Annotated in this window: 15 protein-coding genes and 1 tRNA gene; 5 read left to right on the top strand and 11 right to left on the bottom strand. The window is 70.2% G+C overall.

The window, feature by feature from the left end:
* Window positions 1–244: 244 nt before the first annotated feature.
* Window positions 245–1,300 (top strand): LacI family DNA-binding transcriptional regulator, encoded by a 1,056-nt coding sequence (locus AC07C1_RS18805; RefSeq protein WP_478940292.1) that lies wholly within the window; start codon window positions 245–247, stop codon window positions 1,298–1,300.
* Between the two features lie 78 nt (window positions 1,301–1,378).
* Here AC07C1_RS18805 and AC07C1_RS18800 read toward each other — a convergent pair.
* The 4 genes from AC07C1_RS18800 to AC07C1_RS18785 all read right to left on the bottom strand — a co-directional run bounded on the left by AC07C1_RS18800 (window position 1,379) and on the right by AC07C1_RS18785 (window position 4,194).
* A tRNA-His gene (locus AC07C1_RS18800) sits at window positions 1,379–1,451 on the bottom strand.
* Window positions 1,452–1,567: 116 nt separating this feature from the next.
* On the bottom strand, window positions 1,568–2,170 hold the full coding sequence (gene orn, locus AC07C1_RS18795) for an oligoribonuclease (RefSeq protein ID WP_478940290.1): 603 nt from the start codon (window positions 2,168–2,170) through the stop codon (window positions 1,568–1,570).
* Between the two features lie 164 nt (window positions 2,171–2,334).
* On the bottom strand, window positions 2,335–3,546 hold the full coding sequence (locus AC07C1_RS18790) for a helix-turn-helix domain-containing protein (RefSeq protein WP_478940288.1): 1,212 nt from the start codon (window positions 3,544–3,546) through the stop codon (window positions 2,335–2,337).
* A 378-nt stretch (window positions 3,547–3,924) separates the two neighbouring features.
* Window positions 3,925–4,194 (bottom strand): hypothetical protein, encoded by a 270-nt coding sequence (locus AC07C1_RS18785; protein WP_478940286.1) that lies wholly within the window; start codon window positions 4,192–4,194, stop codon window positions 3,925–3,927.
* Between the two features lie 328 nt (window positions 4,195–4,522).
* Here AC07C1_RS18785 and AC07C1_RS18780 point away from each other — a divergent pair, with 328 nt between their 5' ends.
* Both AC07C1_RS18780 and AC07C1_RS18775 read left to right on the top strand, forming a co-directional pair.
* On the top strand, window positions 4,523–5,050 hold the full coding sequence (locus AC07C1_RS18780) for a universal stress protein (RefSeq protein WP_478940284.1): 528 nt from the start codon (window positions 4,523–4,525) through the stop codon (window positions 5,048–5,050).
* Between the two features lie 125 nt (window positions 5,051–5,175).
* On the top strand, window positions 5,176–5,730 hold the full coding sequence (locus tag AC07C1_RS18775) for a hypothetical protein (protein WP_478940282.1): 555 nt from the start codon (window positions 5,176–5,178) through the stop codon (window positions 5,728–5,730).
* 81 nt (window positions 5,731–5,811) lie between these two features.
* Here the strand turns inward: AC07C1_RS18775 and glmS are convergent, their stop codons facing one another.
* Window positions 5,812–7,629 carry a glutamine--fructose-6-phosphate transaminase (isomerizing) gene (gene glmS / locus AC07C1_RS18770; protein WP_478940280.1) on the bottom strand — a complete coding sequence of 606 codons (1,818 nt, stop codon included), beginning with the start codon at window positions 7,627–7,629 and terminating at the stop codon, window positions 5,812–5,814.
* Window positions 7,630–7,675: 46 nt separating this feature from the next.
* Window positions 7,676–7,933, bottom strand: coding sequence for a hypothetical protein (locus tag AC07C1_RS18765; RefSeq protein ID WP_478940278.1), 258 nt, complete (start codon window positions 7,931–7,933; stop codon window positions 7,676–7,678).
* Window positions 7,934–8,098: 165 nt separating this feature from the next.
* Between AC07C1_RS18765 and AC07C1_RS18760 the strand changes: the two genes are divergently transcribed.
* Entirely contained in the window at window positions 8,099–9,664 is a 1,566-nt protein-coding gene (locus tag AC07C1_RS18760) for a purple acid phosphatase family protein (RefSeq protein WP_478940277.1), read from the top strand.
* Window positions 9,665–10,253: 589 nt separating this feature from the next.
* Here AC07C1_RS18760 and AC07C1_RS18755 read toward each other — a convergent pair.
* Window positions 10,254–11,135 carry a DUF4429 domain-containing protein gene (locus AC07C1_RS18755; protein WP_478940275.1) on the bottom strand — a complete coding sequence of 294 codons (882 nt, stop codon included), beginning with the start codon at window positions 11,133–11,135 and terminating at the stop codon, window positions 10,254–10,256.
* A gap of 62 nt (window positions 11,136–11,197) precedes the next feature.
* Between AC07C1_RS18755 and AC07C1_RS18750 the strand changes: the two genes are divergently transcribed.
* Window positions 11,198–12,799 carry a beta-N-acetylhexosaminidase gene (locus tag AC07C1_RS18750; protein WP_478940273.1) on the top strand — a complete coding sequence of 534 codons (1,602 nt, stop codon included), beginning with the start codon at window positions 11,198–11,200 and terminating at the stop codon, window positions 12,797–12,799.
* Between the two features lie 61 nt (window positions 12,800–12,860).
* Here the strand turns inward: AC07C1_RS18750 and AC07C1_RS18745 are convergent, their stop codons facing one another.
* The 4 genes from AC07C1_RS18745 to desA are packed head-to-tail and all read right to left on the bottom strand — an operon-like array spanning window position 12,861 to window position 17,866.
* Window positions 12,861–14,630: an IucA/IucC family protein gene (locus AC07C1_RS18745; RefSeq protein ID WP_478940272.1), complete on the bottom strand. Its 1,770-nt coding sequence runs from the start codon at window positions 14,628–14,630 to the stop codon at window positions 12,861–12,863.
* Complete coding sequence (locus tag AC07C1_RS18740; protein ID WP_478940270.1) at window positions 14,627–15,166, bottom strand: GNAT family N-acetyltransferase; 540 nt, start codon at window positions 15,164–15,166, stop codon at window positions 14,627–14,629. Before AC07C1_RS18740 ends, AC07C1_RS18745 begins: the two co-directional genes overlap by 4 nt.
* The gene (locus AC07C1_RS18735) at window positions 15,163–16,440 is read right to left on the bottom strand and encodes a lysine N(6)-hydroxylase/L-ornithine N(5)-oxygenase family protein (RefSeq protein WP_478940268.1); all 1,278 of its coding nucleotides are present in this window, start codon (window positions 16,438–16,440) and stop codon (window positions 15,163–15,165) included. The genes AC07C1_RS18740 and AC07C1_RS18735 overlap by 4 nt, the downstream gene beginning before the upstream one ends.
* On the bottom strand, window positions 16,424–17,866 hold the full coding sequence (gene desA / locus AC07C1_RS18730; protein WP_478940267.1) for a lysine decarboxylase DesA: 1,443 nt from the start codon (window positions 17,864–17,866) through the stop codon (window positions 16,424–16,426). Before desA ends, AC07C1_RS18735 begins: the two co-directional genes overlap by 17 nt.
* Between the last annotated feature and the right edge of the window lie 24 nt (window positions 17,867–17,890).

Raw genomic sequence — 17,890 nt, 5'->3', positions numbered from 1 at the left:
CCCCGCCCCACACCCCCCGCCCCCCCCCAAATGTAACCCCGTGGCGTGGGGGCGCCCCCCCGGGGGGGCGGGGCGGGGGGGGGGGGGGGGGGGGGGGGGGGGCCCCCCGCCCCCCCCCCGCCGCGGTTTCCGCCGTGGCAGACGGGGGATGGGCCCGCCCCGGCGAGGCAGGATGGGATCGGGGCCGTACCGGCCACGGCTGTTACATTCCTGGCCTGACGGTGGTGAACGGAAGGCGACGACTATGGCGGTCAACGATGGGCGGGGCCGGGGCGGTCGTCGGCCGACCCTGGAAGAGGTCGCTGTCCGGGCCGGCGTGGGCCGGGGCACCGTCTCCCGGGTGATCAACGGCTCGCCCCGGGTCAGCGACACCACCCGCGCCGCGGTCGAGGCCGCGGTCGCCGAACTCGGCTACGTCCCCAACACGGCCGCCCGTGCCCTCGCGGCCAACCGCACCGACGCGATCGCCCTCGTCGTCCCCGAGCCGGAGACGCGCTTCTTCGCCGAGCCGTACTTCTCGGACATGCTGCGCGGTGTGGGCGCCGAACTCTCGGACACCGAGATGCAGTTGCTGCTGATCTTCGCGGGCAGCGACCGCGAGCGGCAGCGCCTCGCGCAGTACCTGGCGGCCCACCGGGTCGACGGTGTCCTGCTGGTCTCGGTCCACGCCGACGACCCCTTGCCCGATCTCCTGGCCCAGCTGGAGATCCCGGCCGTGATCAGCGGCCCGCGCTCGGCCGCCGAGTCGCTCACCTCGGTCGACTCGGACAACTACGGCGGGGCCCGCTCGGCGGTGGAGCACCTGCTGAGCCGGGGCCGCCGGCGGATCGCGCACATCACCGGCCGGCCGGACGTCTACGGCGCCCAGCGCCGCGTCGACGGCTACCGCGACGCGCTGCGCGACGCGGGCCACACGGTGGACGAACTCCTCATCGAGCCGGGCGACTTCACCGAGGAGGGCGGCCGCCGCGCGATGACGGTCCTGCTGGAGCGCCACCCCGACCTGGACGCGGTCTTCGCCGGCTCGGACGTGATGGCGGCGGGCGCCCGGCAGGTGCTGCGCGAGCTGGGCCGCCGTATCCCCGACGACGTCGCCCTGGTCGGCTACGACGACTCGGCCATCGCCCGCCACATGGACCCGCCGCTGACCAGCGTCCGCCAGCCCATCGAGGAGATGGGCCGCGCCATGATCGACCTCCTCCTCACGGAGATCGCCGGCCGCCGCCCGGACGCGTCCCGGGGGCTCGAGCGGCAGCAGGCGGTACTGCCCACGGAACTGGTGCCGCGGGCGTCGTCGTGAACCGGGTGCGGCACGGGAGGACACAAACGAATCAGCCGGTGACCCGTCTTGCGACGGAGTCACCGGCTGATCACTCAGGGTGAGTGACGGGACTCGAACCCGCGGCATCCTGGACCACAACCAGGTGCTCTACCAGCTGAGCTACACCCACCATGACCGGCAGTTCGAGGAGTGCTTTCCCCGACCGGCCGAGAAGAAGTCTACAGGGTCCGAAGGGGTGCTCGCGCACAGGTTTTCGCGCGGCCTCCCGAGCGGACCCCGTGGCGGCTACCGCGTCGGCAGGACGTGCTTGGCGGCGATCGCCTTGGCGGTGTCGGAGTCCGGTCCGGGCTGCGGGACGAAGACGGCCTCGCGGTAGTAACGCAGCTCGGCGATCGACTCGCGGATGTCGGCGAGGGCGCGGTGGTTGCCGTTCTTCTCCGGGCTGTTGAAGTACGCCCTCGGGTACCAGCGGCGGGCCAGCTCCTTGATCGAGGAGACGTCGACGATCCGGTAGTGGAGGTAGTTCTCCAGGGTCGGCATGTCCCGCAGCAGGAAGCCGCGGTCGGTGCCGACGGAGTTGCCGCACAGCGGGGCCTTGCCGGGCTCCTTGACGTGCTCACGGACATACGCGAGGACCTGCTCCTCGGCGTCCCGCAGCGTCGTGCCGTTCGCCAGCTCGGCGAGCAGGCCGGACGCGGTGTGCATCTGGCGCACCACCTCCGGCATCGTCTCCAGCGCCTGCTCCGGCGGGCGGATGACGATGTCCACTCCCTCGCCGAGTACGTTCAGCTCGGAGTCGGTGACGAGGGCGGCCACCTCGATGAGAGCGTCGTCGGACAGCGAGAGGCCGGTCATCTCGCAGTCGATCCACACCATGCGATCGTTCATGTGTCTCACCTTACGGCGCGCCACCGGCAGCGGGACCGGGCGTGCGGTGACCTTGTCGGTGCGCATTCACGCGTATACACGAGGACAGCCCCGGGCTGCCCCGGGGCGTGCGTGGAGAAAGGGAGGTGGATTCGTCCTCCACCCCCCCTGTCCCCATGTCTCGATCAGCTGCCGCCCCGTGGTCCCGGGAGCAGGCTCACCGCGCCGGCGGTACGGCGGCTCTGCATCGGCACGCCGCTGTCCGGATGCAGCATGGCGGGCACGTGGCCCACCGGTCCGGGGCCGCCGGGCAGACCCGCCGGCGGACCCTGCTGGCCCTGGGACACCATGGCCTCCGGGTCGGTCTGCCTGTCGTTCTGCGGACGGCGGGCCCGGTAGGCCGCGCGGTAGGCCGCCGGGGACGAACCGAGCTGGCGGCGGAAGTGCCCGCGCAGCGCGACGGGGGAGCGGAAGCCGCACCGGCCCGCCACCTCGTCCACGGAGTAGTCCGACGTCTCCAGCAGCCGCTGCGCCTGCAGCACCCGCTGGGTGATCAGCCACTGCAACGGTGCGCTCCCGGTCAGCGAGCGGAACCGGCGGTCGAAGGTACGGCGGCTCATATAGGCGCGTGCCGCCAGGGTCTCCACGTCGAACTGCTCGTGGAGGTGTTCCAGCGCCCAGGCGACGACCTCGGCGAGCGGGTCGGCGCCGATCTCCTCGGGTAAAGACCTGTCGAGATAGCGCTCCTGACCTCCGCTGCGGCGTGGCGGGACCACCAGGCGCCGGGCGAGCGCGCCGGCCGCCTCGTTGCCGTGGTCGGTCCGCACGATGTGCAGACACAGGTCGATCCCCGCGGCCGTACCGGCCGACGTCAGCACATCGCCGTCGTCGACGAACAGCTCCCGTGGATCGACGTGCACCGACGGATAGCGCTTGGCCAGCGTCGGCGCGTACATCCAGTGGGTGGTCGCCGGTCGTCCGTCCAGCAGTCCGGCCGCCGCGAGCACGAACGCGCCCGTGCACAGCCCTACGATGCGGGCACCCTCCTCATGCGCTCGCCGCAGCGCGTCGAGCGCGTCCTCCGGTGGTGGCGACGTGATCGACCGCCAGGCCGGTACGACGACCGTCCCGGCGCGTGAGATCGCCTCCAGCCCATGTGGTGCGGTGAGTTCCAGGCCCCCTGTGGTCCGCAGCGGGCCTTCCTCGCCGGCGCACACCAGCAGCCGGTAGCGCGGCACCCCGGCGTCCTGGCGGTCGATTCCGAACACCGACAGCGGAATGGAACTCTCGAAGATGGGGCCGCCGCTGAACAGCAGCACCGCGACGATCTCCTTGCGGCGTCGCCCGGAGAGCTTCCGGGCCGCGGCTTCCGGCGTGGCAGTGGAGTCATGGCTCATACTGCTAAGCCCCCCTCGCTGGTCGCGGCTCCTCGGTTGTGTCGCTCCTGCACGTTTCCCCTCGGTCCTGCACGAGTCCCCCGCCGTAAGACAGTCAAGATCGAATCTACTGGCTACCGCGGTCTTACGGTGGCCAGTTCGACACGCCGGACATTGTCGACATGACAACTTGGCGTGAAGCATTCGATCACGAAGGGTTGCACTCGGGGACCGCGCAGGGAAGTACGCCTTGTCGCAGTGGCCAAACCGCGTAGGGTGCGCAGCCGTCCGTAGACCCTTTTCGTGCAGGTGGAACGGGGGTTGGGGGGTGGTACTGACCCCTCCTGGGCGATATCAAGAAGTTGGCTGAAAAGATGCGTCCGAGGGTGCGGAAACCGGTCAGTCGACCGGTGTCTTTCCCTGGGTGTGACGTCCACCTCTTTGCGTGCCGCAATCCTCGGCGCACCGCTCGGAGCGGCGCAGCAGCACCCGGCAGACGGCCGTGACGGCGGCCAGCCCCAGTGCGGTGCCCGCCGCGCCGGCCAGCGAGGTGCCGTACCAGAGCAGGACCACGGGGACGAGGACGCAGCTGAAGACCCCCCAGCGGATCACGTCGCTCACGGTGTCCGGTGCGGGGTGCGGGTCGGGGGTCGGTCGGGGTCCGGACATCTCGTACTCCCTGTGGCGGTGGTTCACCCCGGTACAACGCCCGTTCGACGGGACGGTCACCGGCCGCGCATCTGTGAATCCCGTGCAAACCGCCTGTACGGGGCAGCAACCATTGCGTTACGGGCGCCGCTCGTGCATGCTCCGGTGAACCCCTACGGACGTCGGGGGCCCGCTTACGCAGCGTGCGCGGGATCTGGGCTCAGGAGGCGTGCCGCCGTACCCTTGGGGGTATGGGGTTGGGAAGGTGTTTCCCGGACACAGCTCCGCCGCACACTTCCGCCGCACACTGTCGTCCCATCCATAAAAGGATCACAACGCCGAGACAGCCATGGCCGGTCACGAATTCTTCGAACCCGCGGACCGCAAGCGTCCGGTCGCCGATCCCACGGCGGCCGATCCCCTGGCGGCGGCGGATACACGCCCTTCCTGCGACCCTGCCTTCCGGCACGGAGTCGTCGTCGGCTTCGACGGCTCGACCTCCAGCGAGCGCGCCCTCGCCTACGCGATCGGCATGGCCCACCGCTCCCACTCCGGCCTGATCATCGTGCACGTCGCCAACCGGCTGCCCACCACCGTGTGGGCCGGCTGCGAGCCGCCCGTCTTCGTCGACGTCCCGGACCATCGCACCGAGGTCCTCGGGCTGGAGCTGGCGTGCGCGGACTATCTGGCCGAGGTGCCGTGGATCCTGGTCGAGCGGGGCGGGGACATCTGCCACGAACTCGAAGAGGTGGGGCGCGAGTACGAGGCCGACGCGATCGTCGTCGGCTCCACGCACGGCATCGTCGGCCGGATCTTCGGCTCCGTCGCCGGGCGGCTCGCCAAGCGGGCGCAGCGGCCCGTGATCGTCATTCCGTAACGCCTCACGCTCCGTCAACTCCCTTTGTGCAGCACGAAACTACTCGCGCGTAGAGGTGGTTTGTGCCCTTGTGAAGGGCATATACGGGTCACCGCACAACTGCACATGCACGAAGGGAGCCCGCCGTGGACAATGTCGTCTCCGCGGGAAGCGTGAGCACTACCGTGGCCGGCCGACTCGCCCTGGGGATCACCCTGTTGGCGTTCGGACTCGGCACGACCGGCGTGATCGACGGCGTGGGCACGTCGGACGCGGTGACCGTGGCCCACTACGTGGGCGGCGTCGCCCTCTTCCTCATCGGCCTGCTGGCGCTCCGTGACGGCGCCTTCGGCGTGGGGTACGTCGCTCTCGGCGCCCTGTGGTTCACCTGGGCCGTGTCGGATCACGGATCGGCCAACGCGGCCGGGCTGTTCCTGCTTCTGTTCGCCCTGGTGGCGATCACCTTGACCGTGGCCGGTGGGGACACCCTGGGGCAGGTGACGCACGGGCTGCTGTTCCTGGCGATGCTGGTGCTGGCCGTCGCGGCCTTCGCCGACAGTTCCGCTCTCGCGAAGGCCGGGGGATGGGTGGCCGTCGCTTCGGGGGCGGTGGCCTGGTACGCGGCGACGGCGGCGATGGCGCACTGGCCGACGGCCCTTCCAGGGCGTGCTGCGGGCCGGGGTGTGACGGCCGCCGGCTGATTCGAGCAGCACGGAAGGGACCCCCGCGTGATGGGTGGCACACGTGGGGGTCCGTTCTGTGGTCGCGCCCTTCCGGGGCGGTTATTCCACCGTCACCGACTTGGCGAGGTTCCGCGGCTTGTCGATGTCGCGGCCCAGGGCCTTGGCCGTGTGGTACGCCAGCAGCTGGAGCGGGATGCCCATCAGGATCGGGTCCAGTTCGTCCTCGTTCTTGGGGACGAGGATCGTCTGGTCGGCCTTCTCCTGGTGCTGGTGGGCCACGGCGAGGATCTTGCCCTCGCGGGCCTTGATCTCCTCCAGGGCCGCGCGGTTCTTCTCCAGCAGGTCGTCGTCGGGGACGATCGCGACCGTGGGGAGGGCGGGCTCGATGAGGGCCAGCGGGCCGTGCTTCAGTTCCGAGGCGGGGTAGGCCTCGGCGTGGATGTAGGAGACCTCCTTGAGCTTCAGGGAGGCCTCGCGGGCCACCGGGTAGCCCCGGACGCGGCCGATGAAGAGCATCGAGCGGGCGTCGGCGTAGCCCTCCGCCAGCTTCTTGATCTCCTCCTCCTGATCCAGGATCTCGGTGATCTGCTGCGGCAGCCTGCGCAGGCCCTCGATGATCCGCTTGCCGTCGCGGACGGAGAGGTCGCGGGTGCGGCCGAGGTGCAGGGCGAGCAGGGCGAAGGCGACCGTGGTGTTCGTGAAGCACTTCGTGGAGACCACGCAGACCTCGGGCCCCGCGTGCACGTAGACACCGCCGTCCGCCTCGCGGGCGATCGCCGAGCCGACCACGTTGACCACGCCGAGGACGCGGGCGCCCTTGCGCTTCAGCTCCTGGACGGCGGCGAGGACGTCGTACGTCTCACCGGACTGGGAGACGGCGACGTACAGGGTGTCGGGGTCCACGACCGCGTTGCGGTAGCGGAACTCGGAGGCCGGCTCGGCGTCGGCGGGGATGCGGGCCAGCTCCTCGATCATCTGGGCGCCGATCATGCCCGCGTGGTACGAGGTGCCGCAGCCGAGGATCTTCACGCGGCGGATCCGGCGCGCCTCACGGGCGTCCAGGTTCAGCCCGCCGAGGTGCACGGTGGAGAAACGGTCGTCGATGCGGCCGCGCAGCACACGGTCCACGGCGTCGGCCTGCTCGTGGATCTCCTTGTGCATGTAGGTGTCGTGGCCGCCCATGTCGTACGACGCCGCCTCCCACTCCACCGTGGTCGGCTCGGCCGAGGTGCGGGTGCCCTCGGTGGTGTAGGTGCGGAAGTCGTCGGCCTTGAGGGTGGCCATCTCACCGTCGTCCAGCGTCACTATCTGCCGGGTGTGGGCGACCAGGGCGGCGATGTCCGATGCGACGAACATCTCCTTCTCGCCGATGCCGAGGACCACCGGGGAGCCGTTGCGGGCCACCACGATGCGGTCGTTGAAGTCGGCGTGCATCACGGCGATGCCGTAGGTGCCCTCGACCACGCGCAGGGCCTGGCGGACCTTCTCCTCCAGGGTGTCCGCCTGGGACCGGGCGACGAGGTGGGTGAGGACCTCGGTGTCGGTCTCGGAGAGGAACTCCACGCCGTCCGCCTCCAGCTTGCGGCGCAGGTCGGCGGCGTTGTCGATGATGCCGTTGTGCACGACGGCGACCTTGTCGTCGGCCGACATGTGCGGGTGGGCGTTCACGTCGGACGGGGCGCCATGGGTGGCCCAGCGGGTGTGGGCGATGCCGGTGGTGCCCTTGAAGCGCGCCGGGACCCTGGCCTCCAGTTCGCGCACCCGGCCCTTGGCCTTCACCATCTTCAGGCCGGGCGTCTTCGGGGAGGTGACGACGATGCCCGCGGAGTCGTAGCCGCGGTACTCGAGCCGCTGCAGACCTTCCAGCAGGAGGGGCGCGACGTCACGCTTCCCGATGTATCCGACAATCCCGCACATATATAGAGGTATCCCTTGACTGTCGCTCGTCCGGTCCGGCTGGTTGTCAGCCGTAGACCATGCGGCGCAACTGCCTGAGCGTCAGCTCCGGCGGCGCCACCGCCCGGTATTTCAGGTCCGCCTCGATCCGTCCGAAGATCTCCGCGTTCACCAGGCCCTGGGCCTGCAGCTCGCGGTGGCGGCGACGGACGAACTCGTGGGTCGTCTCGTCGAAGTAGGCAAGCACGTCCTGGACCACCCGCAGCGCCTCGCCCCGGCTCAGGGGCGTGGATCGCGTCAGATGATCAAGCAGTTCGTCGTGCACCTGGTAGATCCTGGAGTACCGGACGCCGTTTCGCAAGAAACGTGCCCGATTTCGGGCAGATGCCTGTTGAAGCTCTTATGGTGCTCTGTTCGCAAGCTGTCCATCCTGTGTCCTGTGTCTCGTTGCCCGGACCCACGAGTTTCGGACGCCATGGACATTCCTCGTATGGGAGTACCCGAGAAGCTGGCCGAGCGCATGAGCATGGCCGAGCAACATGAGTACCTGCGCGCCAGGTTCTCGCGGCGCTCCATGATCAGAGGCGGCGCCGTCACCCTGGGCGCCGTCACGGGTGGCGCGTTCATGCCGGGCGCCACCGCCCAGGCGGCCGTGCCGGCACAGCGCACCGCCTCCGTGACCGAGTCGGTGGACGGCTCCCTGGTCGCCCCCTTCGGCCGCCACCTCGCCTTCGGCAACGACCCGCGCACCGAGGTCACCGTCTCCTGGCAGGTCCCGGTCGCGGTGAAGAAGCCCTTCATCCGCATCGGCGCCCGCCCCTGGGACCTCTCCCGCAAGATCGAGGCCGAGGTCCGCACCCTGCACACCCCGGCCGGTGTCGGCGCGAGCGGCGACCACACCCAGTACTACCTGCACGCCAAGCTCACCCACCTGCGCCCCGGCAGGACTTACTACTACGGGGTCGGCCACCAGGGCTTCGACCCGGCCCAGCCGCACCTGGCGGGCACGCTGGGCACGTTCACCACCGCTCCCGCCCACAAGGAGCCGTTCACCTTCACCGCGTTCGGCGACGAGGGCGTCAGCTACCACGGCCTGGCCAACAACGCCCTGATCCTCGGCCAGAATCCCGCCTTCCATCTGCACGCCGGCGACATCGCCTACGGCGACCCGTCCGGTGCGGGCAAGACCACCGACACCGGGTTCGACTCGCGCACCTGGGACCAGTTCCTGTACCAGACCGAGTCGGTCGCCAAGCAGGTCCCGTGGATGCCCGCGTACGGCAACCACGACATGGAGGCCTGGTACTCGCCCAACGGCTACGGCGGCGAGGAAGCCCGCTGGACGCTCCCGGACAACGGCCCCGACGCCAAGAACCTGCCGGGCGTCTACTCCTTCGCCTACGGCAACACCGCGGTCATCTCGCTCGACGCCAATGACATCTCCTTCGAGATCCCGGCGAACCTGGGCATCTCGGGCGGAACCCAGACGAAGTGGCTGGAAGCCCAGCTGAAGAAGTTCCGCGCCTCGAAGGACATCGACTTCATCGTCGTGTTCTTCCACCACTGCGCCTACTGCACCTCCACCGCGCACGCCTCGGAGGGGGGCGTGCGCCAGGAGTGGGTGCCGCTGTTCGAGAAGTACACGGTGGACCTGGTCATCAACGGCCACAACCACCAGTACGAGCGCACCGACGTCATCAAGGGCGGCAAGGTCACCAAGAAGCTCCCGATCGGCGGCACGGCCTACCCTGAGACCGAGGGCGTGGTCTACGTCACCGCGGGTGCGGCCGGCCGCAGCCTGTACGCCTTCACCGCCCCGGACTCCTACGAGGGGCACGAGCACGAGACCGACTCCGTGGCCTCGTTCGTCAACACCAAGGACGGCAAGGTCGACGAGACCGTCGCCTGGTCCCGGGTGCGCTACCTCGACTACTCCTTCCTGCGGGTGGACGTCACGCCCGCGCCGAAGGGCCGGCGGACCACGCTGAAGGTGTCGGGCATCGCCGAGACCGGTGACCGCATCGACCACTTCACGGTGGCCCGCAAGGCGAAGTGACACCCCTTGCGCCGGACGGCGGGGCGGAAGCGTGACCGGGCCAACTCCGCGCATCACCCGGCGGGTTGGCCCACCGGCCGGCCTCGCCGGGCGGACCGGCGCGTCGGGCACGGGGCTCGGCTCGATCCTGACCTTCACGGCCCTGGCCGGCGCCCGCAACGGCGTCACCGTCGACGTCGTCGGTGGCGTCCTGCGCATCACCGGCATGTCCGGAACCCTGGCCGGCCCGGGTTGCCGGACGGTCTCCGCGACCACGGTGACGTGCGGCCCCGCGGCCACGCTGACCCTCTTCAGCGCCGCTCTGCGTGACCAGGCCGACTCACTGTCCTTCACCTCGCCGGTCACCGCCTCGGTCACCCTCGACGCGGGTACCGGCAGTGACTCGGTCGCCGGCTCGGGCGGCGCGGACGTCATCACCCTCCGCGACGGCACCGTCGACGAGGCCACCTGGGGAGCCGGCAACGACCTGTTCGTCGCGGATCCCGCCGACGTGGTGGCCGCCGACTGCGAGCGCGTCATCCGTTCCCAGGGTTGCTGCTCCAGCGGGCGGCCCGAGCCGGGAATCCGCCTCGCCGACGAGGCGGAGCCGTCACATGCGCCTGAGGACCGCCTGCTTGGCCAGGGCGAACTCGTCGTCCGTCAGCACCCCGTCGCGATGCAGCTCGCCCAGCTCCCGCAGCCGCCGCAGCAGCGCGTCGTGTTCCTCCTCGGCCGGCTCCTTCGCGAGCGGCAGCGGCCTCGCTCCGACGGCGTCCTCCCCGGCGGCCGGATCCGCCGGATGCGGCAGGCGGACCTGGACCGCCGCCGCGACCAGAGCCATCAGCGGGTCCTTCTTGAAACCCCACAGCTCGACCGCGTTCGGGTCGTACTTGGGCGGCGCCGTGGCGGGCGCGCCGCGCACCGCGAAGCGCAGATGCCCGTTCTCCAGACCGGCCGCCGGCTGCCACTCCACGCCGACGATCTCCGCGAGTGGGATCGTCCGGGGGCCGATCGCGGCCTTGGCGTCCTCCGTCTTCCAGTTCCACTCCAGCCGCACCCGCTCCCCGTCGAAGCTCGCCGTGCCGTCCCCGGCGGAGACGGACACCGGCAGCGCCGGACCCGGCAGCAGGTACCCGGTGACCGGATCCACCGAGACACCGTCCAGCAGCAGCGCGCCGCGCACCTCGTCCGCGACGTACTCCGCGACGCCGTACCGGTCGGGCTCCACGGTCAGCTGATACGGGTCGTTCGGCCCGGAGAGCCGGCCGCCGGTGGCCTGCAGCAGCGGATCGGCGCCGTCGCGCAGCCGCAGCCTCAACCGCCCCGACTTCCGCCCATGCTCGAAGGAGACCCCGGCCAACGCACCCAGCGGCACGGTGAGTTCACCCAGCTCACGACGGAGCGGACTCACGTTCTTGTCCCGGCCCGGGGTGAGCCGCAGGGCGTCGCCGTCGAAAACCCAAGTGCCTTCCTTCTGGATGATTTCCGCCATGCGGGGATTGTTTCACCGGATCTGCGGAAGAGTGGTCTCGACCACCACTGAAGGGAGCGCATGTGAGACGGAACCACAGCACGACTCCCCGAACGACCCACATCCTCGGAGCACTGCTGCTTCTGGCCGCGGCCGGCGTGCTCACCCTCGGCGCGGCCCCTCCGGCGCGCAGCGCGGCACCGGCCCCACTCGAACGGGTGGTCCCGGCCCCCGCCTCCGTCGAGCCGGGCGGAACCCCGTACCGCATCACCCGGGCGACCAGCGTCCGGGTCGACGGCTCCGCCGACGTCCGACGGATCGGCGCGTACCTCACCGGCATCCTGCGGCCCTCCACCGGCTACCCGCTGCCGCTCACCGACCACGGCACCGGCGGCATCCGGCTCCGCCTCGGCCAGGGCGACTTCGGCGCCGAGGGATACCGGCTGCACAGCAGTGCCGGCGGCGTCACCATCACCGCCGGCGCCCCCGCCGGCCTCTTCCACGGCGTCCAGACGCTGCGCCAGCTGCTCCCGGCGGCCGTCGAGAGGAAGACCGTCCAGCCCGGTCCCTGGCAGGTCGCCGGCGGCACCGTCGAGGACCGTCCCCGCTACGCCTACCGCGGCGCGATGCTGGACGTCTCCCGCCACTTCTTCTCCGTCGCCCAGGTCGAGCAGTACATCGACCAGTTGGCCCTCTACAAGATCAACGAGCTGCATCTGCACCTCAGCGACGACCAGGGCTGGCGCATCGCGATCGACTCCTGGCCGCGCCTCGCCCCCTACGGCGGCTCCACGCAGGTCGGCGGCGGCGAGGGCGGCCACTACAGCAAGGCCGACTACCGGGAGATCGTCCGGTACGCGGCCTCCCGCTATCTTGAGGTCGTCCCCGAGATAGACATGCCCGGCCACACCAACGCGGCCCTCGCCTCCTACGCCGAGCTCAACTGCGACGGCGTGGCTCCCCCGCTGTACACCGGCACCAAGGTCGGCTTCAGCTCGCTGTGCGTGCCCAAGGACGTCACCTACGACTTCGTGGACGACGTGATCCGGGAGCTGGCCGCCCTCACCCCGGGCCGCTATCTCCACATCGGCGGCGACGAGGCGCACTCCACCAGCCACGCCGACTACGTCACGTTCATGGACCGCGTGCAGCCGCTCGTCGCCAAGTACGGCAAGACGGTCATCGGGTGGCACCAGCTCACCGGCGCCCACCCCGTCAAGGGCGCCCTCGCCCAGTACTGGGGCCTGGACAGCACCAGCGCGGCGGAGAAGGCGCAGGTCGCCGAGGCCGCCCGGCACGGCACCGGGCTGATCCTGTCCCCGGCCGACCGGATCTACCTCGACATGAAGTACACCAAGGACACCCGGCTCGGTCTGGACTGGGCGGGTCTGGTGGAGGTGAAGCGGTCGTACGACTGGGACCCGGGCGCCTATCTCGCCGGGGCGCCCGCTTCTGCGGTCAAGGGCGTCGAGGCCCCCCTGTGGACCGAGACCCTGAAGACGCCCGCCGACCTCGAGTACATGGCGTTCCCGCGCCTGGCCGGCGCGGCCGAACTGGGCTGGTCCCCGGCGGCCACCCACGACTGGAACGCCTACAAGGTACGGCTGGCCACCCAGGGCCCGCGCTGGGACGCCCTCGGCATCCCCTACTACCGGTCACCGCAGGTCCCTTGGCCGAAGAGCTGACCGAAGGCCGACGGGCACCCCGCAGGACCGTACTCCGGGGTGCCCGTCGGCCGGTGAGCCGTCACAGGCCTGCCAGGGGGTTCCTCAGGGTTCCCACCAGCTGGAGCGCTCCGGACGGATCGGCGAGGTCCACCATCTGCCGGTTGTTCCGCAGCTGGAGCCGGTTGAGGCAGGACAGCGCGAACTCGGGGGCGAACATGTCGTACTGCCGGAACCTGTCGGCGAGTCCGGGGTTCGCCTCCTGGTACTCGCGGGTGACCTCGGCGACCGTGCGCCAGAAGCCGTCCTCCTCCAGGACGCCCTCGGCGGCGAGGCGAGCGGCGAGGAAGCGGAAGAAGCAGTCGAAGACGTCGGTGAAGATCGACAGCAGCTTCTCGTCGTCCGGGACCTCCACGCGGATCCGCTGGACCTCCGGCGGCAGGACGGCGGCCGGGTCCAGCACCGCTATCTCCTCGGCGATGTCCTTGTAGACCGCCCGCCGCACGACCCCGTCCGCCAGCACCAGGACGACGTTCTCGCCGTGCGGCATGAACACCAGGTCGTAGGCGTAGAAGCTGTGCAGGAGAGGGGTGTAGTAGGCCCGCAGGTACTGCCGCAGCCACCCCACCGGGGACAGTCCCGACCGCTCGATCAGGGCGCCCGCGAAGGAGGCGCCCTCGTGGTCCACGTGCAGCAGGGAGGCCATGGTCGCGAGGGACTCGCCGTCCCGGAGCGAGGGCACGGGGCTCTCCCGCCACAGCGCGGCCAGCATCTTGCGGTACGGCGAGGAGCGGTCGGTGGCCTTCTCGTACTCCAGGTGGCGGTAGCCGACGGCCGCGCGCTCCCGGATGACCGACAGTCCCGTCGACCTGAACACCGGGTCGTTCTCGATCAGCTGGGCCAGCCAGTCGTTGATCGCCGGGGTGGCCTCCATGTAGGCGGCCGACAGACCGCGCATGAAACCCATGTTGAGGACCGACAGGGCCGTCTTCACATAGTGCTTGTGCGGGTCGCTGGTGTTGAAGAAGGTCCGGATGGACTGCTGGGCCAGGTACTCGTCGTCGCCCTCGCCGAGACAGACGAGGTGGCCCCGGGCCACCTCGGCGGCGAAGGTGACGGTGAGCTTGTTCCACCACTGCCAGGGGTGGACGGGGACGAGGAGATAGTCGGCGGGGTCGAGACCCCGGTCGGTCAGCGTCCGGTGGAACCGTCCGACGGTCCCCTCGCCCAGCTCCTGCCGGACGAAGTCCTCGTACTCGATCCCGGCCCCGGCGGTGAACGCGGCCCGGGAGCGGTGCGCGGCGAGCCACACCAGCCGGACGGGGCTCGCGGTCTCCGGGGCGTACGACAGGTACTCGTGGACGCCGAACCCGAGCCGTCCGTTGTTCGCGACGAAGCAGGGGTGGCCCTCGGTCATCCCGGTCTCGATCGCCTGGAAGGAGCTGCCCGCCAGCTCCGCGGAGGTGACGCGGGGCTTGGTGAGCTTGTAGCAGGTGCCGGAGAGGGTGGAGGAGATCTCCTCCAGGTAGACCGGCAGGATCTCGTCGCTCAGCCCCAGGGCCTCCCTCAGCTCGGTGAAGAAGTCCAGGGCGGCCAGCGGGAGTTCCGCGCCGGCCCGGTGCCGGGTGATCGACCCGGCGTCGACCTCCCAGTGGTCGAGGGCCCGGCGGACGGCGGCGAACCGGTAGGAGGTGAGCCCGTCGTCGCTTCGGACGACATACCGGTCACCCGCCCGCTCGGGCGTGATCAGGCGCTCGTGGGCGAACTCGGCGAGCGCCTTGCGCAGGAGCAGGCGGTTGGCCGTCTCCCAGCGCTCGGGGGACAGATGGGCCACGGCGTCGGCGAGGGTCATGCGGCCACCGCCTTCGCGAACTGCTCGCGCGTGCAGAAACTCAGCAGGGCCTGCTTCTCCGGCTTCGGGATCTCCCGCTCGGGCACGAATCCGACGGCCGCGTTCAGGGCGTGCACGGCCGTGTTGCGCACGTCCGGTTCGACGACGATCCGCCGGGTCGCCGGGTCCTCGAAGAGGTACGCCAGCACAGCCGTGATGACCGCCCGGGTGAACCCGTGCACGGGGATGTCGGTGGGCGCGACCAGGAAGTGCATGCCGACATCGCCCGGCTGCGGCTCGTACAGCCCGACCAGCTCGCGGTGGGTGGGGTCGTACTTCTCCATCAGGAAGGCGGGCTTCCCGGCGTGCAGCCCGAGGAAGGCGTGGTGGTGCTCGTCGGCCGCGATCTCCCTGTAGGCCCGCTCGACGTCCTCCGGTTTCGCGTCCTGCATCATCCAGTACACCGCCTTGGGATGCGTGACCCAGCCGTGCAGCAGCTCGGCGTCCCGCAGGGGGTCGAGCGGGCGGATCGTGAATGCCGGCGTCCTGCTGGTCATACGCTGAACTCCTGGAAGGCGATGGACTTCTCGACGGGGTAGTACTCGCTGCCGAGCAGCTCGCGGATGATGTACGCGTTCCGGTACGCGCCCATGCCCAGGTCGGGGCTGGTGATGCTGTGCGTGTGGACGCCGGCGTTCTGGAGGAAGACGCCGCGGCCGGTGATGTCGATGGCGTAGTTGCGGGCGATGTCGAAGTTGCCCTGGGAGTCGTAGCGCAGACGGTCCCGGACCGGTGCCAGGAAGGCCGGCTCGGCGTACCGGTAGCCGGTGGCGAGGATCAGGCCCTCGCTGGTCAGCTCGTAGTCCTTCTCCTGCTCCTCCTGGCGCAGGCCGAGGGTGTACGTGCCCTTCTCGTGACGCGCGCTGCGCAGGGCCGAGTTGGTGAGCAGGCGGGTGGGGACCGGGCCGCCGAGGTTCTTCTGGTAGAGCAGGTCGAAGATCTCGTTGACCAGGTCGCCGTCGATGCCTTTGAACAGGCCCTTCTGCTGGGCCGTGAGCCGGTACCGGGTCGCTTCCGGGAGCGCGTGGTAGTAGTCGATGTACTCCGGGGAGGTCATCTCCAGCGTGAGTTTCGTGTACTCGAGCGGGAAGAAGCGCGGCGAGCGGGTGACCCAGTTCAGCTGGTAGCCGTGGACGTCGATCTCGCTCAGCAGGTCGTGGTAGATCTCGGCCGCCGACTGCCCGCTGCCGACCAGCGTGATCGACTTCTTGCGTTGCAGCTCCGCCTTGTGCTGGAGATAGCGGGAGTTGTGGATGAAGTCGCCGTCCAGGTCCCGGCAGGCGTTCGGGATGTGGGGCGGGGTGCCGGTGCCGAGGACCAGACGACGGGCGCGAAACGTTTCGCCGGCCTCGGTGCGGACCGCGTACAGGTCGTCCTCGTACGTCACCCGGGTGACCGTGGTGCCGAAGCGGACGCTGCTCAGCTGGTTCGCCGCCCAGCGGCAGTAGTCGTCGTACTCGACCCGCAGCGGGTAGAAGTTCTCGCGGATGTAGAACGAGTACAGTCTGCCCCTCTCCTTCAGGTAGTTGAGGAAGGAGTACGGCGAGGTCGGGTCGGCGAGGGTGACCAGGTCCGACATGAACGGGGTCTGGAGGTGGGCGCCGTCCAGGAACATGCCCGCGTGCCACTCGAAGCCGGGCTTGGACTCCAGGAAGACGCCGTCCAGTTCGGCGATCGGCTCGGTGAGGCAGGCGAGCCCGAGATTGAAGGGGCCGAGCCCGATCCCCACGAAGTCGTGGGTCGTGCTCGGAGCTTCAGGACGCGCGGTCAAGGGACTCTCCCAGGTACTGCTCGGCGTGGCCGGCGATCAGGTCGAGGACGGCGGCGATGTCGGCCGTCGTGGTCTCGGGGTTGAGCAGGGTGAACTTCAGGTAGTGGCGGCCGCCGACCTTGGTGCCCGCGACCACGGCGTCGCCGGAGGCGAACAGGGCCTTGCGGGCATGGAGGTTGGCGCGGTCGATCTCGGCCGGGTCGGTGACGGCCGCCGGGATGTAGCGGAAGACGAGGGTGGACAGGGTGGGCTCGACGACGACGTCGTAGCGCGGGTCGGCGGCGAGCAGCCGCCAGCCCTGCCGGGCCAGGTCGCAGACCTCGTCGAAGAGCTGCCCGATGCCGCCGGCGCCCATCGTGCGCAGGGTGAGCCACAGCTTGAGGGCGTCGAAGCGGCGGGTGGTCTGCAGGGACTTGTCGACCTGGTTGGGGATGCGTTCCTGCACCGTGCGGCGCGGGTTGAGGTACTCCGCGTGGTAGGTGGCGTGCCGCAGGGTGGCCGCGTCCCGGACCAGCACGGCGGAGGAACTGACCGGCTGGAAGAAGGACTTGTGGTAGTCGACGGTGACCGAGTCGGCGCGTTCGATGCCGTCGATGCGGTCCCGGTACTTCAGGGAGGCGAGCAGTCCGCAGCCGTAGGCCGCGTCCACGTGCAGCCACACCCCGTACTGGGCGCACAGTCCGGCGATCTCCGGCAGCGGGTCGATGGAGCCGAAGTCGGTGGTGCCGGCGGTGGCGACGACGGCCATCGGAACCAGGCCGTCCTTGATGCAGCGCTCCAGCTCGTGGGCGAGGGCGACCGTCTGCATGCGCTTGTCGTGGTCGACGGGGACGGTGACGACGGAGTCCGGTCCCAGGCCGAGCAGTTTCGCGGACTTCTTCACGCTGAAGTGGCCGGCCTCGGAGGCGAAGACGCGCAGTCTCGCCGGATCGTCGTTCTTGGCCTCCTCCCTCGCCAGCAGCAGCGCCTGGAGGTTGGACTGGGTGCCGCCGGAGGTGAACACGCCGTCGGCCGCCGGGCCGAGGCCGATGCGGGCCGCCGTCCAGTCGATGAGCCTGCGCTCGATCAGGGTGGCGCCGGCCGACTGGTCCCAGGTGTCGAGGGAGGAGTTGACCGCGGAGAGCACGGCCTCGGCGAGCACCGCGGGGATGACGACCGGGCAGTTGAGGTGGGCGAGGTAGCGGGGGTGGTGGAAGTAGACGGCGTCCCGGAGGTAGAGGTCCTCCAGCTCGTCCAGCACGGCCGCGGTGTCGCCCAGCGGCCGGTCGAGGTCGATCGCGTCGATGCGGGGCGCGAGCGCGTCCACGGTGATGCCGGTGAACGGACGGTCGGTGGTGGCGAGTTTGGCCGCCACCCGCTCGACTCCTTCGGTCACGGAGCGGCGGTAGTGCTCCGCGGTGAGGCCATTGAGCAGGTGCGAGCGCATGTGGGGGTCCTCCGAGGGAACAGT

This window comes from Streptomyces sp. NPDC045022 (assembly GCF_056432605.1).
The sequence above is the reverse complement of the archived record's forward strand: the minus strand, read 5'-3'. Positions and strand labels throughout refer to the sequence as shown.